Genomic DNA, 16,286 nt, shown 5'->3' with positions numbered 1-16,286 from the left:
TTTTATACAAATAAATAATAATAATTTTGAATTCCAAAATGCAATATATTCGAATATATTAGGGGAAGAAATAAGGCTATTTGAACCTATATATTATCAGGTTATAGAAGAAAATGGGAAGATAGATTATATTATAGATAAAACGCCATGGAATGATTTAGTCTATGGTTTAGCAGATGTAGATAATCAGGATGTAGAACTGCACATTGATGGGATCTATCGTTGCAACTACCAAAGGTGGTTAAGCTATAGGGTATTTAACATAGGGAAGGCTTCAGATGAGCATACAATATCCTTTAGACACCAATCGTTAGTAGGTGAAAACCAGGTACATCCTGTATTTTACAGATTGGATATGGGGATGTTTCAAGATGTGATAACTTATTTGAAAAATAATGCATTTGAAGTTTCTCATTTTTCTGATGGAAATGTGGAGGGAAGGATTACAGTTGAAGAAGACGGGAATATCTTGTTAACTATACCAAATGAACGTGGATGGAAAGCATATGTCAATGGTAAAAGAGTTAATATTAAAACGGGTTGCAATGCTCTAATTATGCTACCAGTGGAACAAGGAGAAAACAGTGTGAAGTTGATATATCAGTTGCCTTATTTGAAATTAGGTACGGTTATATCTATATAAGTATAATATTCTTTCTTTATATTATATATCCGAAAAGGAGTGAAAAAAAACGAATGAAACTGTCATTGGTTGTACCATGTTATAATGAAGAGGCTAATGTTCGTGTGTTTTATGAAAAAGTAAAAGAAATTTTATGTGAAATTGAATATGAGATTATATATATAAATGATGGTAGCAAGGATAATACTATAAAGGTATTGAAAGATCTATTTCAAGAGTGTAAGGATAATCTTGTTATTATTAACTTTTCACGTAATTTTGGAAAGGAAGCAGCAATGTTTGCAGGGCTAAAAAAATCTGTTGGAGAATATGTAACAATAATAGATGCTGATTTGCAGCAGCCAATAGAAGTAGTAAAAGAGATGGTTGATTTTTTGGATCATAACCATGAGTATGATGAAGTTGCAGCATATCAGGAAGCAAGAAAAGAAGGAAGGATTTTAAAGGCATTTAAAGATGTCTTCTATAAATTAATTAATTCCATGAGCGAAGTAGAGTTCTATAAAGGGGCTAGTGACTTTCGGACGTTTAGGAGACCTGTTGTTGATGCAATTTTAAGGCTAGAAGAAAATTTTAGGTTTTCAAAAGGGATATTTTCATGGGTGGGTTTTAATGTATATTACAGGCCATATGAAGTAGCCGAAAGAAATGCTGGACAATCATCATGGTCATTTAGAAAACTCTTTAGATATGCAGTAGAAGGAATAGTATCATTTTCGACAGTTCCATTAAAAATTGCAACTATGTTAGGAGGAATTACTTCAGTATTAGCATTAATATATATGTTAGTTGTTATAGGTCAAAAAATAATTTTGGGGATTGAAGTTCCAGGATATCCAACAATTATCGTACTAATTCTTTTAATGGGGGGAATTCAATTGACTGTATTAGGCGTACTCGGTGAATATTTAGCAAGAGTTCATATTGAAGTAAAAAATAGGCCCATTTTTATTGAGAGGGAGTTTATTTCATATCAAGAAAAAAGTTGATTATTTTGTTATGTTGTGGAAATAAGTTTCCTCTTAAGAATGTGAAAATTATACGGTAAAGTAACTCCATCGAATTATTTACTTGTGATAAAAGCTATAAATAACATTTTTTAAAAAGGCCTATTATTGAATACTATTTTTGTGTTAACTAATTTTTCTGGTAATTAGTATATAGGCATTACAAGGTAGTGGTCACATATAATCCTTTGCTGATGAAAGTTAAAGAGTAAACGCTCAATAGCCAGTACCTTGAAAATTGTTGGGTCACAGTTATGCGCTCTGGTGATGTTTCAGGGAAAACATCAATTGCAATACCATTATTTCCACAGATAACAATCTATGCAGCTGACTTTTCCGACATTGTCTATTTATTAGGTATTACCGGAGACAAACAGCCAGCCGATGCGGGAAGCTCCACAAAGTCAAGGATCTGTTTGCGACTTTAGTTTTCTTCTGCTGTGTAGTTTAGCACTGCCTGGCGGCCGCGGCGTAGTCGATAATAGTGGTTAGCTTTTGTAATTCCCTGCAGCCAGCACCAGTCATTCTTTGTCAAGCCGACAGGACAGTTTTGACATTCACGGATCTGTTGACTCCATTGTTTCAAACGAACAGATTCGGCAACTAATTTTGCCTTGGTTTTCATGGTACTAACCTCCTTGTAGAGAGAATAAAAAGTTTAGTACTCAACTTTTTATACTTTAAACTATGGAGTAATTATGCCATGAGTTTCAGTTGTGGACAAGGTACTGGCTATTGAGCGTTTACTTTATTTAGCAGATCCTTGTAATAATCAAAAATACATTATAATGGAGTAATACATAGTGAAAAAACTATTGTTTGTTTTTAACCCAGTTGCAGGTAAAGCGCAGATCGTAAATCGTATTTATTCTATTATCGAGTTTTATACTAAAGAAGGATATCTAGTGACAGCATTGCCTACAGGAACATCATATGAATTAAGAGAAATTCTAAAGTTCGAAATAAATACCTCGATCTTTTAATATGCGCTGGTGGTGATGGTACACTAAATAACGTTATTTCCCGATGCATGGAAATAGGGTGCGACTTACCAATTGGATATCTCCCCGTGGGTTCTACCAATGATTTTGCCCGTACATTGGGATTTAGTTCAGACTTTACAGAAATATTAAAGCAAAGCTGCATGAGCGCTGAACGGAGGATCGATATCGGGAAGTTTAATGACCAGTATTTTGTATATGTAGCTGCTTTTGGAAGTTTGGCCGAAGTATCCTATTCAACGCCGCAGTGGACTAAAAATATACTTGGCCATTTTGCGTATCTTCTAAAGGGAATACAAAAAGTGACGGATATTAAATCATATTCCTTAACAATTGTATATGATGGAAAAATTGAGAAGGGCGAATTTTGTATTGGTTTAGTAATGAATTCATTATCAATAGGTGGCTTCAAGAATCCGGTAAGTCAAGATGTAGTTTTGGATGATGGTTTATTTGAAGTTTTGTTAATTAGAACGCCTCAAAGTCTGAATGAGTTACAGCAGATAATAGTCAGCTTACTTGGCCAAAAAATTTATGAGGAAAAGATGTTTATTTACATACAAACAGGTAATCTAAAGGTAGAATCAGATTTAATGGAGTGGACACTGGATGGGGAATTTGGTGGAGCAGCACAAAAAATTGAAATAAGCAATTGCAGACAAGCATTAAGAATTATTAGTTCTTAATGCTTGTCCCCCATCCTCCCATACACCCTCTCCATCATCTTACTCACTACCTCTATACTGAAATCCCTGCTCCTTAAAGCATTCGCTTCCCCGAGTTTCCGCAAAGTCGTTTTATTATCGAATAAATACTGGATCGCCTCACAATATGCTTCACCATGATCCGCCTTTTTCACCATAATGCCGCCTTGGCAGATTTCCAAATCGCCTGTTTCTGACAGTGGACACCCCATCAGATCTCTGCTTCCGCGGATGTCGGAACATATGACTGGAAGTCCATTGGCCATTGCTTCCAGGAGGGACATCGGTAGCCCTTCCTGATAAGAAGGAAATACAAAGATATCCGCAGTCTGATAAATGTCCATCATGTCTTCTCTGTATCCGAGAAAGGTGACAATATCTTCGACATGAAGTTCCTGAACGAGCTTTTTCAAGTAATCGTTTAATTTTCCGTGGCCACATATTACATAGAGCATATCAACAGAAACATCAGGATTATCCTGATGTCTTTTTTTGATTTCTGAAATTGCCCGGATAACGGTCTCGTGATTCTTTCTCTTTATTAATTCTCCGGAAGACAATAGAATTAGCTTATCTGAAGGAAAGCCTAAATTCTGCTTTTTCTTCTGAATCAGAAGTTCATTTCGGGCCGGAATCTTTTTGTGATCAATACCAACTCCGGAGACATAGTCTACGTTTGCAGCGTGAAATGATCCTTTAGCCCTCTCGTAATCTTCTTGATTAATACAGATTTGCTGATCGGTATATCGGGATAAAAACCATTCCATTGGGTAATAACACAACCAGTTGATAAGCGAAGCTCCCTTAAAAAAGTGAAAACCATGGGCTGTATAAATAACAGGGGCGGTATGAGTCGCGTGTGCGGCAAGACGGGCCATGACGCCGCCCATTGGTGTGTGGCAATGGACTAAATCAAAATGTTCTTTACGCATAAGATCCCGTAATTGCCGATAAACAGTTATGTTTTTGACTTTAAATGGACTGCGAACGAAATCGATTTGGTGGCGTATAATACCGGTTCCGTCCAAACGGTGATTATCAGTACCATAAGAAGGTGTATGATAATTAGAGGCATAATGAACCTCATACCCCATTTTTTGCAGAAGACGGACATTATTCATTTCAAATTGAGGGATAAAACCACTTACGGTGGTTACTAATAGCGCTTTTTTGGTGATTTCCATTTTTAAATACCGAACCTTTTCTAGTGTGATTTTCTTCTTCTGGTATAACGCAGGAGAGAGACTGTTACCGGCTGCACTATGTAGTAATGGCGGTAAAGAATAATACCTATTGAGCTGGCTATTTTTCATAAAGGATATTGAGTAGTTAATGATTATTACTCGCTAATGTCTTTATATCAATGCACATAGAACTTTTATCGTAATATTCAATTTCAACATACTCTGATTTATCCAATTCAATAAAAATCACTTTATTTTCCGTATGTCGATTATCAATCAATATTTGTCCGGAACTGTCTTTAATCACATAGCCTGCAAGAGATAAAGAGGGAACGTTACTATAGTTTTCTGTAAAATGGATATACCCTTCAATTATTCTATTGGGATAGTGAACACATAGCTTTGTTGGATTTTTCCAATCAATTAAATCGTCCCAAATATAATCATTCAGGCTATTACTGATTTTTAATAAATCGCATAGCTGATAAATCATATTGTTGTTATGCAATATTTTTGCAATACTATAGGCTAATAAAGAGGAAAAACATAAAATCCATACAGGCTGTATCGTGATTTTTTAAAAATATCCTCTGCAATATTAGTAAAATAATCAACCAGAAATCCTACAACAAAAGAATTAATAAGAACATGTTCTATATTGTTTGAGTTACGTTTTAAAGTTACAAAGTGGTATATTTTTATAATACAATATCCATAAATAATATTCCACATAAAAAGTGGCAATATCTTAGAAAGATCTATAATTTAAACCACCTCCTGTAATTTTCCTTTCGCCAGGTAAACGTGGCGGACGCCTGCCACCTGTAATGGGAGTGATTTTAAAATTTTCATTGCGTTTAATAGTAACAACAAGGTTTGTCCGAATGCTAGACACATTGATATCGCTTTGATATTTTACTATTATAGCATTAGCAACTGAGGGAGAAATTGAAATTCGTACACAAGTATTTTTTTTGAATCCAAGAATGTTGACATTGTGCTTCCCGATTGACTCTAAAGGAGGAAGTTCTGAAGCGAGGATAGTAAGATTGGTTTTTCGGAGCCCTCTAACTACTGTTAAATATATAAAAGCAGGTTTTACCAATCTACGATGTTTTACCAATTTGCGATGGTCTATATGTGCCGTCTTATTCGACTCAATTAATGCTAAACGTCGCTTAATATTAGAATGCCTCATGAAACCCCCTCCAATACTATTTTATTATATTGTATCATAATAAAAAGGTCAGTTCTATATTTGGTTTTTAATTATGCTAAGCGTTACTCTTACCCAGTACTTAAGCGATTCACCTGCAGTGATGGATGACATTCGGCCATTTCTGGATATGCATCTGACTCTTATGGGGGATCACAACACCGCGCCGATGTCCTTACTTCCACCCGCAACCCTAAATCCATAATTTACGCGATAACGAACAGAATGTGCCAATACGTTATATTGGAAGAAAGCCTCGTTTTTGGCTGATAACAGGATTGGGGCGTCTGTTTCCTTTGCGACAGGATTCTGGATAATCTGGTCGATAACTTCTGTCTCCGACATGCCGGTTCCGCGGCAGACGTCTTCAGGGACGGAGAAGAAATCATAATACATATCATTTTTATCGTAATGAAATCCGATATCCGGATAGAGGGTAAACCAATGCTCCATCAGTTTTTTTCTATTGGATTCTAATCCGGTGAAAAATCCCTGTGTCAGTCTCGGGATCATCGCCCGCCAGTCATCCGTGGATATAGGATCCCTTTTCTGCAGGCTCAAAAGGTAATCCAATATATTTCTGGCCGCCTGGCAGAAGTCGTATGTATTGCTTCGTTGATAGTCCAGCGGTTCGGTGCTGTTTGCACTCATTTTAAGCTCCACGTTAAATCTGGCGCAGGTGAGATCTGGCGCATGTAAGATAGAAGCGTGCCCTAGGGGAAAGGATACAGCTGGTATTTGACTACTGGTGATATTCACTTCATTTTCATTGTTTATGCAGAGGGACAGCTTAGCCTCGTTTTCCCATCCGCTAAATCCTGAAAAATACTGATGGGCGTAAGTGTCTGCGAAGATATGCAGCAGCAGTCCAATGCAGATTTTATATTTTCGAGTCTGTCCACTGGCTAAGTAATAGTTCCGGGCTTGGATCATCAAATCAGAGATCATTGAACTGTCACCGATATATGAAGGCTGGGTTCTGTACCGTGCGCGGTCTGTACGGGGGATCGTAGCCAGGCTGTTAAAGGGAATAAAATGGAAAGGCACGGTAATCTTCTTCTGATTTTCTAATGTCAGCAGCCTGGGATAATCGAGGAGCAAGCTGTTAAATCCCGTAGTTACAGGGTGAAACGTATAATATAGAGGGCCTTCTGTTGCCAGATGGCGGGCATATTCCGGCACTTCCGTAAAATGAAGATCGCGATAGGTGTCAAAATCATCTACAAACTGTGAGTAAGACGCCAGCAGCTGGCTGTCTTCCTCCGAAAAGCCGGCCTTCCGTGCCAAAACCTTAACTGTGCAGTAATGAAAATTAAAATCCATTTGCGCCTCCTTTATTCAGTGTTATGAACAAAAATCAACCTTGGCAAACCATAAAAACGCTTGCTGACGGCATTATGGTTTTGGAAACCAGGACGCCAGGTTGATATATAAATCGTTATAATCGTTGTCGTCTTTTAAAACAGTAGTGGATAAATAGCCCGCCTGGGTGCTTACGCTTAAAAGCATGATGTCACCGTTTTTATCTTCCCTAAGTTAAAAGTACTAGTCATAATCCTCCCCCTTTCAATTTAAAGACGCTACATCATAACCGCTGCGCGGCCATGAGCCTCCGGTGGAACTTAGCGCCCGGCTTTCTGCAGTGGACGCAGAAACCGTTATGCGCATAACATAATGTCCACTCTAAGGACAGTATATCATAGTTTTTCCTGATATTGTCGTTATAAAAAACATGGATTCCTAAAAAATCTGAAATTTTACCATCACCGACCTGTTTTTCTATACAAGTTATATTTATCATGATATAATTCATACAGCAAATGATAAAAAGAACTTTTAAGGAGGCTCCCTTCATGTGTCTCATCTATCTCTACATCGCCCACCTATCCCGCTGCATCGAATCCCAGGGCTTTCCTTTTTCCACCGACTTCGCCATACAATACGACGAAATATCTCATCGTCTGCATATAACAAAGAAATCATCCCAGTCAGCCCCCATTTTCCCCATTTTCGGCGTAAATATTAAATCCCTGAATCTGATTGTCGGGAGAAACGGCTGCGGGAAGTCTACGATCCTGAACCTCTTAGGGATGAAGCGGGAAGACCGGCAGGATGAATTTCCGCCCTATAGTGACAGAAACTGGCCGTCAGCCGAGACCGGCCATACATGGTTTGCGCTGTATCATCTGGCGGGCGATACATTTGCTGCAGAAGGATATGGTCCGGAGCTGCTGGATCGGTCCCAAACATCCGGCATGTGGCTTCAGCACCATTATTCGGTGGGATTTCAGTATGATTTTAATAAACAGGATATTGTACCGGGGAGTATACAGGCTTTGCAGGAACTAGACATGCCGGGCGAGTTTTTCGAACAATCCGGCGGAAACTCTATCGAGGACGATATTAAAAAGAAGCATATTGAAAAGAAGTATATTGAAAGTAAGTGTATAAAGAGTAATCCGTTAAACCACCTGCTTTACTTATCCTACCATATCCAGACGCCGGCGCCATGGTATTCTTCCAACAGCAGGAGGATGGAAGACGGGGGGCTGGGATTTATGTTCCGCCGGACCTACATAGGAGAGCCGGATTATGCAGGTGTCTGCAGATATCTGTACGATGCGGTACATAACCGGGAAATGGAAGAGAAGATTGCCAGCGTTCCATCGGCGGTCAAAATACGTATTCAGCTGTCAGACCGTTTGAGGGAAAAGGAGCAGGCCTACGATTCCGCAGCGCCTGAAACTATAGACTATGCCGCACAGGCGGACCGGAAAGTCAAATTCAGCGTCGGCCGGCTGATCTATGGAGAAGATCAGAAGCTGCTTTCTATGCCAATCCCTCAAATCAGCGCCTATATGAAAAAGAATTATCAGCAGGAAGAGGAATACACCTTCCGTCAGTGTATGGTAATTAAATACCTGGAAAATGTTCTGGGAACTCTTTTAATTCGAAAACAGGTTCCCAGTAAAATCAAATACCAGGAGCCGGATGAAGCCGGAAATGGAGCCGAAGCCAGATATGAATACAGGAAAGGATACCTTCTGGCCTTCCTGAAAGAACTGCTGAAGGTAGAATATGAAGAAAACTATGACTCCGGCATGCTGCTGGATTCGGAAGACTATCGGCTGGCAGAGGATTTTTGCAGGGCAATTGAACAGATACCGGAACCATACTTTGAAAGGGGAGAGTTGGTATCGGTCCCGTTGAAGGAATGCCAGGAGAATTTCCTGATTCCATTTATGAAGGTCTATGACAGAAACCAAAAGGAAAGCCATACGCTGAACCATGAGGCATTTCTGCGGGTATCGGTAGAAAATCTCAGCTCCGGAGAGATTCGTTTTATTGGGCTGTATGCCTCGCTATATTCCGGTATCCTGAGAAATAGCGCGTATTCGAAGGGGGATACCTGTATCCTGCTCTTAGATGAGCCGGACGAGCGTTTCCATCCGGAGTGGTCCAGGCAGTTTATCAAGAATCTGACGGAACTTCTGCAGACAGAGCCATTTTCGGATTACCAGTACCAGATTATTATGGCGACCCATTCGCCCCTTCTTTTGTCGGACGTGCCAAAGGAGAATATTTGCTGCCTGGAATGCAGGGACGGGTATACAGTACAGAGCAAAGCTGCCTATGGATTTATGAGTAATATAAACGACATTCTACTGGACAGCTTTTTTGTGGAGTCACCTTTCGGAGCATTCGCAGAAACGTATGTCGATGGCATTATGGAAGAGCTGGGGAGGCTGGAAGACCGCATAGAGAATAAAAAGAAGGAAAACAGAAAAACCATCCAGGAGACAGGGCAGAAAGCCAGCCTGAAGGGCAAGTGGAGTGAAGAGAAGCTGGGACATAGAAGAGTAGCACGGTACAGGCGGCAGGATCAGGACGATGACAGAAATAAATTTTATAACAAGGAAGCATTTGTAAAAGAGAAACAGCAGCTGCATCGTCTGGAAGTGAAAATCCAAATTATCGATGAACCGATCATCCGGGAAGGGCTGGAGAGAAAAATCCATACACTCAGGAGGCAATTATGGTAGGGGTCACATATACTCGTTCCACTTCAATAAAAAACTGGTATAAAAGCAAAATACTACCTATAATCAGGGCGCATGCAGATGACCTGAAAAAGAGTCTGCCTCCATCACCAACATTATCGGGAACTTTGTCCGGGGCTTCACTTCCTCCTTCTCCTGCTGTGTATACTGCTTCATTTCCTCCAACCGTACCGGTTTCTTCTACGCCGCCCGCCATCGAAGAACGTTTATCTTATTTAAAGGATGATGAAATATGCGACATCCTTTTTCTGGAACGGGGCGGTCTGGAGAAAAAGTATGACTGGATTAAGGAATATGGAAAGCTTTGCGATTTTACGGCCTTTTACAGCCTTTTTGTGAAAGAACTGAAGTCGGGCGGCGGCCTAAGTGGCGGAAAGATTGGAGGTATAATCGGAAGTAAAAGCAGCGGGAAAAGTGGAATAAAATCATGGTATAAAATGGAGAGGAAGGCGTTTATAATCAAGTTTTCCGGTGAGGAGCTGGATCGTCTGATGGCAGTGGAGGGAAAAAAGGCAGATGATTACGCGAAGAATTTTTCGGAATTTGGCCGGCTGTATAAGGCGGCCTGCCGCAGGCTGGAAGAACTGAATGAAAAGATAAAAAAAGTCTTTGCCTATGATTATATACCGGGGGATATCCGCGGCGGCCTGGTCAGGAAGATGGATGTCTCTGTATGCCCTTACTGTAACCGCCAGTATATACAGCCTTTTGATGACGGAAGGAGCCGCTATCTGGGAGACCTGGACCACTTGTACCTGAAAGATATTTATCAGCTGTTTTCCATGTCCCTGTGGAACCTTATGCCATGCTGTAAGCCCTGTAACCAGATATTTAAATGGACAAGTACGAAAAAGATCCTTTTTCCGACGATCAGAGGATTCAATGACAGTTGTATTCTGACATTGGATTACGAAAATACTGAAGCCAGTGCGGGGAGAAACATGAAGTTTAACCTGGAATGGAAGATACAGCCGGGACAGCCCAGGGATATTGAGGAACGGATCAGGAATAATATAGAGATGTTCCGGCTGAACGAAATTTACCAGTATCACAAAGAGGACATCAAAGAGATCTTGTGGAAACGATTTAATATATCGGGAGCGTACGGCAGATACCTGTCAAGGCTGTTAACGAAAGGCCTGGTGATGTCAGAAGAGGAACAGAACAGGATCCTTTATGGAACAAGTCTTTCTGAGGAAAACTTTGGAAAAGAGCTGTTGGCTAAAATGACATATGATGTAGTGAAACATAATTAAGGCTAAGTATCATTTGCCAGAATGTACTGTAAAATCGCTTAAAAAGAAAAAGAAGATTAGCGAGAAAAAGCAGCGGAAAGCGAAAAAATTGGGGAAAGGCCCATATAGTCAAGTAAGTCAAGTATTTAAAATCGGATTTTTGAACATGGGCAGGCGCTCGAAAGGTGAAATTCGGTTTTGAAAATTTGACTTGCCTGACTTTTTTCATGCAGTCTTTATTGGATTTTTGTATTCACTTTCAGGTGCTTTGGAAAGAATAAACAAAAATAAAACAATCCTATTGACAAAAAACGACAAATAGTATAAACTGAAACAAAAGATAGTTAAACGTTTAAGATAAAATAACACAATTGAATAGGAAATGCTGGAACTAATTTGTGGAATATTTCGTATATATCAGCAAATTAGTAAAAAATAAAAGGTTATACGTATAACTAAATGGAAGAAGGGCTATGAAAAAAAGATGAAAAAGGAAGTAGAAATTGAAAAAAAGAGAGTCACATTGAGAGATGTAGCCGTGGCGGCCGGCGTATCAGTAGCTACAGCTTCTATCGTACTAAATGGTATCTCCAGTGAGAATCAGGCGACACAGACGAGGAGAAGGGTTTCAGAAAAGACGGAACAGAAGGTCAGGGAAGTCGCCCGGCAGCTCCATTATCTTCCGGACATCAACGCACAGACACTAAAGGGAAGGAGTTCATCAACCATCGGGCTGATTATTCCCGATCTCTCCAACCATTTCTATCCGGAGCTGGCAAAGGGGATAGCGAGGAGAGCCACGCAGCTGGGCTATAACGTGATGCTGTTTGATTCAGATGAGAATTATAAAAATGAAATCGCCTCCATTGATACACTGAGGGCGGCAAAGGTGGCCGGTATCATCGTCAGCGGCGTTTATGAACAGGAACAGGGAGAATATGAGCTTTTGAAAAGCATACAGGCGGATAAACTGCCGATTGTGCAGGTCGACCGCTATGCTTCCATTGGAAATATCCCATATGTGGGAATTGACAACTACAGGGCCGCTTATGAAATGGTTGAACATCTGGCGGAACTGGGCCATAAAAAAATCGGTTTTATCGGCATGGAACAGAGCCTTCACACGCTGAATGAAAGAAAACGGGGATATCGTCACGCGATGAAGGATCTTGGGCTGGAAATCGACGAGAACATCATGTTTTTTGTAGATGATACGTCTCACGACAACGCGGTTAAGGTCGTTGACGAGTTTATGAAGTATATAGGAGAAGTATCAGCGCTGTTTGTTGCACGATCTGATGTGTTTGCAATCGAATGTATGCAGGAATTTTTAAAGAGGGGGGTGAAGATACCGGAAGAACTGAGCCTGACAGGATTCGACGGCATTTATATGGGGGATTATATGACACCGAAGCTGTCTACTGTTTATCAGCCGAAATTTGCTATGGGGGAAGCGGCGGTGGATATGCTATGTTCGATTATCGGTGGAAGGCAGGCGCATCAAAACAGCATTATATTAAATTACGAAGTCCTTATGAAGGATTCTGTAAAAAAGATGGGATAGGATCATATCAATGATTGCAAGATTCCATTAAGATTTGCAAAATGGAGAAGGAGGAAACAAAGTGATTCACGTAAGGGGAAGGGATATGCTGTTTATCGAGGCCCACGGCCATGTGTGGGACAAGATTCACGGCAGGCGTTTTGACACGGGGACAAATACGCCGATCAGTTACGGGCAGACGTTAATTGCCGGTGAAGTAGAACAGTTTCTGCCGCCGGAATATGCAGACTGCCGCTGTCCGATCGAAGTAATGCAGAGGTACGAGGAGATTCTGGGATTTGACAAGGTGGTGCTTCTGCAGACGCCGTGCTATGGGGAACAGTATGAATATATTAACAGTATTTTAAAGAAATATCCTGACAGATACGTTTCGGTAGGGGTGCCGAATCCGCAGGTAAAAGAAGAATATCTGGAAACAGCCAGGCTTTGTTTGGGGGAATATGGTTATAAAGCACTGAAATTTGAAGCTCCGGATATTCCCTTTGACATGACAGCGCCGGAGAATGCGTTTGTCTATGAAGAAATCATGAAGTACGATGCATATTTTATGATGGACATGGGATGGGGAAAAGGACCGTATGATTATCCGATCGACAGCATGCTGGAGATCGCCAGAAGATATCCTCAGCTGAAAATTATTCTGCCCCATCTGGGGATCAGCCATTTGTGGGATCCGGACGAGCATAAGAATTATGAATTTCTGAAAAAAACGTTGTCGATTCTTAATCTCAATGAAAATGTGTGGTTTGATCTCTCCGGGCTTCCGATTATTGTAGGAGAATTTGATGAGTACCCGTATCCGTCGATCGCCGGCGCAGTGAAGACCGTGAAAGAACAGGGAGCGATCGGGCGTCTGATGTGGGGGAGCGACATGCCGACCGTACTCAAGGGATGTACATATCAGCAGCATATAGACTGCATCACAAAACACTGCGATTTCCTTTCTGATGATGAGTTGGAGGACATCCTTGGAAGGACAGCACAAAAGGTCTGGTTCGAAAAATAGCAGATACGATTGGAGGCGATGAGGCGATATGGCAGATACGGAAACTATTGTCGAACTCCACAATATCCATAAAGAATTTTTAGGTGTGACAGCATTAAATCATGTTGATTTGTCTGTAAAAGCAGGAATGGTTCACGCCCTGCTGGGAGAAAACGGGGCGGGAAAATCCACATTAATGAAGATTATATGCGGAATCTATAGCCTGGAAAAGGGAGAATACCATTTTAAAGGACGGGAGATCAGAAACCTGACCCCGGCAGAAGGGCTGAAAATGGGCGTCTCCATGATACAGCAGGAACTGAGCCCTGTGCTGGAGCTCACCGTTGCGGAAAATATATTTCTGGGACGGGAGCCTCTGACGAAATTTGGTATGGTGGATTATAAAAAAATGGAAGAGGATACGGAGATTCTGATTCAGGACATGGGGGGCCGGTTTCGGGCGAAGAGCAAGATGGCGGCGCTGACGGTAGCCGACATGCAGATGGTGGAAATGGTAAAAGCTGTTTCCAGAGATGCGGCGCTTGTAATCATGGATGAACCGACTTCTTCCCTTTCAGACAGTGAAATTGAGATTCTTTTCCGGGAAATCGGCAGACTGAAGGAAAAAGGAATCGGGATTATTTATATTACCCATAAACTGGATGAGGTATTTCAGATTGCTGATGAAATAACGGTTATGCGGGATGGGGAGAAAATCAGCACAGGACCAAAATGCAGTTATACCATGGAGCGGATTATCACAGAGATGGTAGGGCGTGAACTGACAAATGTCTACCCGAAAATGGACTCAGCAATTGGGGATATCATGCTGGAGACAAAAAACCTTTCAAAGAAAGGAGCCTTTGAGGATATATCGTTTTATGCCAGGAGAGGGGAAATTCTGGGATTTTCCGGATTGGTCGGAGCAGGCAGAACGGAAATTATGAGGACCATATTCGGTCTGGATTTACGGGATTCCGGAACCGTTTATCTCGATGGGGAAGAGATAAACATCCGCCATCCGGGCGATGCGATTAACAGAGGAGTTGCTCTGGCCAGTGAAGACAGAAAAATGGAAGGGCTCGTTTTATGCAGAAGCATACGGGAGAATGTCATGCTGCCGAATATGGATCAGATTATAGAAAGAGGCCTCCTGAACAGAAAACGGGAATTGTCTCTCGTAAAGTCGATGACAGATAAGATGAAGGTGAAAATGGCCTCGGCGGAGCAGAACGTTTCCAATCTCAGCGGCGGCAATCAGCAGAAGGTGGTCCTGGCAAAATGGCTTCTTCACGATCTGAAGGTGATGATACTGGACGAGCCGACGCGAGGGATCGATGTAGGCGCAAAATATGAGATCTATAAAATGATCGGCGAGATGGCGAAAGAAGGGCTGGCGGTCATTGTCATTTCTTCTGAAATACCGGAGCTGCTGGGCATATGCGACAGGATTTACGTGATGAGCCAGGGGAAGCTTACGGGAGAGTTTACGAGAGAAGAAGCGACTCAGGAAAAGATCATGCACTGTGCAATCGCAAATTATCTTCTCTGAGACGGTGGAATTACGGGGGCATTTGGTAAAATAAGCGACTCAAAAGCGGAGGAAGTGATGAAATGGAGAAGGGTACTTCGTCAATACTAAGCATAGACAATAAGCGGAAGCTGGCAAATCTTTACACATCGTACGGTATGTTTGTGATTTTTATCGTTATGTTCGGGATCTCATGTCTGGCCAGTGAAGCTTTCTGTACAAAAGATAATCTTATGAATGTTCTGCGTCTTATGTCTATTACGGCAATCAGCGCATGCGGCATGACATTTGTATTGATATTGGGAATGATCGACTTGTCTGTCGGTTCCGTCATGGCGCTGGCAGGCTGCTGTACGGCAATCGTCTGGGCAAAAACGGGATCCGCAGTTATGGGAATAGGAGCTGGAATTCTTGTAGGGGCAGGCTGCGGATGTATCAGCGGTTTTATTATCGTACGGACGGCAATTCCGGCATTTATTATGACGTTTGCCATGCAGACAATCGCAAGGGGAACCGTTTATCTTGTAACAAACGGGCAGCCGGTTTCAGGCATGGGAGACGGATTTAAGGTGTTGGGCCAGGGATCGATCAATACCCTGTTTCACCTGAATATACCGTTAATCGGCGACATACCGCTGCCGATATGGATCATGGTTCTGGTGTTTATATTCTGCTCCACACTGCTTAATAAAACCAGATTCGGGCGCTATACATATGCAACAGGGGGCAATATCCAGGCAGCGAAAGCTTCCGGAATAAAACAAAAGCCGTTATTTTCCGTTCCTATCTGATGATTGGCATACTGGCAGCCATTTCAGGAGTAATCCTGATGTCAAGAATGAATTCCGGGCAGCCTCAGGGCGCTCAGAACTATGAATTTGACGCCATATCGGCATGTGTTGTCGGCGGAACCAGTCTGATGGGAGGGAGCGGAAAGCTGAGCGGAACATTTATCGGCTGCTGTATTATTGCTATTCTGAACAATATCCTGAATTTAAAAGGAATCAGTACCTATTGGCAGATGGTTATCAGAGGACTCATTATCGTAGGGGCGGTGATCGTGGATTATAAGACAAAAGAATTAATTCAAAAATCATAGGGGAAAAACAGGGGCATCAGGAAAATGATGAAAAACACGAAAACAAGGAGGAAAAA

General features: G+C 41.5%; 15 protein-coding genes. 10 read left to right on the top strand and 5 right to left on the bottom strand.

All coding sequences use genetic code 11. The annotated features are described in order from the left end of the window. Together DXA13_RS11060 and DXA13_RS11055 are read left to right on the top strand one after the other, a co-directional pair. Window positions 1-643, top strand: a 643-nt coding sequence (locus tag DXA13_RS11060; RefSeq protein ID WP_147348023.1) for a YfhO family protein, incomplete at its 5' end; no start/stop codon positions are given. Window positions 644-696: 53 nt separating this feature from the next. Continuing rightward, a complete protein-coding gene (locus DXA13_RS11055; RefSeq protein ID WP_118244401.1) occupies window positions 697-1,632 on the top strand; it encodes a glycosyltransferase family 2 protein in 936 nt (311 codons plus the stop codon). A 442-nt stretch (window positions 1,633-2,074) separates the two neighbouring features. Here DXA13_RS11055 and DXA13_RS11050 read toward each other — a convergent pair whose 3' ends face one another. Beyond that, window positions 2,075-2,275, bottom strand: coding sequence for a hypothetical protein (locus DXA13_RS11050; protein WP_118244399.1), 201 nt, complete (start codon window positions 2,273-2,275; stop codon window positions 2,075-2,077). A gap of 312 nt (window positions 2,276-2,587) precedes the next feature. Between DXA13_RS11050 and DXA13_RS11045 the strand changes: the two genes are divergently transcribed. Next, window positions 2,588-3,337 carry a YegS/Rv2252/BmrU family lipid kinase gene (locus DXA13_RS11045; protein WP_118244397.1) on the top strand — a complete coding sequence of 250 codons (750 nt, stop codon included), beginning with the start codon at window positions 2,588-2,590 and terminating at the stop codon, window positions 3,335-3,337. Here the strand turns inward: DXA13_RS11045 and DXA13_RS11040 are convergent. From DXA13_RS11040 to DXA13_RS11020, 4 genes are all read right to left on the bottom strand, one after another. Next, complete coding sequence (locus tag DXA13_RS11040; RefSeq protein WP_181995630.1) at window positions 3,334-4,539, bottom strand: glycosyltransferase family 4 protein; 1,206 nt, start codon at window positions 4,537-4,539, stop codon at window positions 3,334-3,336. The two genes, DXA13_RS11045 and DXA13_RS11040, sit on opposite strands and share 4 nt — an antisense overlap. Window positions 4,540-4,684: 145 nt before the next feature. Beyond that, the gene (locus DXA13_RS11035; RefSeq protein WP_118244392.1) at window positions 4,685-5,032 is read right to left on the bottom strand and encodes a hypothetical protein; all 348 of its coding nucleotides are present in this window, start codon (window positions 5,030-5,032) and stop codon (window positions 4,685-4,687) included. A gap of 255 nt (window positions 5,033-5,287) precedes the next feature. Next, a complete protein-coding gene (locus DXA13_RS11025; RefSeq protein WP_118244387.1) occupies window positions 5,288-5,737 on the bottom strand; it encodes a hypothetical protein in 450 nt (149 codons plus the stop codon). A gap of 171 nt (window positions 5,738-5,908) precedes the next feature. Next, entirely contained in the window at window positions 5,909-7,078 is a 1,170-nt protein-coding gene (locus tag DXA13_RS11020; protein ID WP_118244385.1) for a DUF6765 family protein, read from the bottom strand. A gap of 530 nt (window positions 7,079-7,608) precedes the next feature. On the opposite strand from DXA13_RS11020, the gene DXA13_RS11010 reads away from it, so the two are divergent. The 7 genes from DXA13_RS11010 (at window position 7,609) to DXA13_RS21275 (ending at window position 16,230) form a co-directional block, all read left to right on the top strand. Continuing rightward, window positions 7,609-9,798, top strand: a complete 2,190-nt coding sequence (locus DXA13_RS11010) for an AAA family ATPase (RefSeq protein WP_181995629.1) — start codon at window positions 7,609-7,611, stop codon at window positions 9,796-9,798. Then, complete coding sequence (locus DXA13_RS11005; RefSeq protein ID WP_118244379.1) at window positions 9,792-11,072, top strand: HNH endonuclease; 1,281 nt, start codon at window positions 9,792-9,794, stop codon at window positions 11,070-11,072. Before DXA13_RS11010 ends, DXA13_RS11005 begins: the two co-directional genes overlap by 7 nt. Before the next feature lie 463 nt (window positions 11,073-11,535). Then, window positions 11,536-12,615, top strand: coding sequence for a LacI family DNA-binding transcriptional regulator (locus DXA13_RS11000; RefSeq protein WP_118244377.1), 1,080 nt, complete (start codon window positions 11,536-11,538; stop codon window positions 12,613-12,615). A gap of 61 nt (window positions 12,616-12,676) precedes the next feature. After that, entirely contained in the window at window positions 12,677-13,621 is a 945-nt protein-coding gene (locus DXA13_RS10995) for an amidohydrolase family protein (RefSeq protein ID WP_118244374.1), read from the top strand. Between the two features lie 28 nt (window positions 13,622-13,649). Further along, on the top strand, window positions 13,650-15,152 hold the full coding sequence (locus DXA13_RS10990; RefSeq protein WP_118244372.1) for a sugar ABC transporter ATP-binding protein: 1,503 nt from the start codon (window positions 13,650-13,652) through the stop codon (window positions 15,150-15,152). Window positions 15,153-15,214: 62 nt separating this feature from the next. Then, window positions 15,215-15,922: an ABC transporter permease gene (locus DXA13_RS10985; RefSeq protein ID WP_207662166.1), complete on the top strand. Its 708-nt coding sequence runs from the start codon at window positions 15,215-15,217 to the stop codon at window positions 15,920-15,922. Continuing rightward, window positions 15,922-16,230 (top strand): hypothetical protein, encoded by a 309-nt coding sequence (locus tag DXA13_RS21275; protein ID WP_207662165.1) that lies wholly within the window; start codon window positions 15,922-15,924, stop codon window positions 16,228-16,230. Before DXA13_RS10985 ends, DXA13_RS21275 begins: the two co-directional genes overlap by 1 nt. Window positions 16,231-16,286 lie beyond the last annotated feature (56 nt).

It is taken from the genome of Clostridium sp. AM58-1XD (assembly GCF_003464085.1).
GTDB lineage: Bacteria > Bacillota > Clostridia > Lachnospirales > Lachnospiraceae > Lachnoclostridium_A.
Note: the sequence above shows the minus strand (reverse complement) of the source record. Positions and strands in the feature narration are given on the sequence as shown.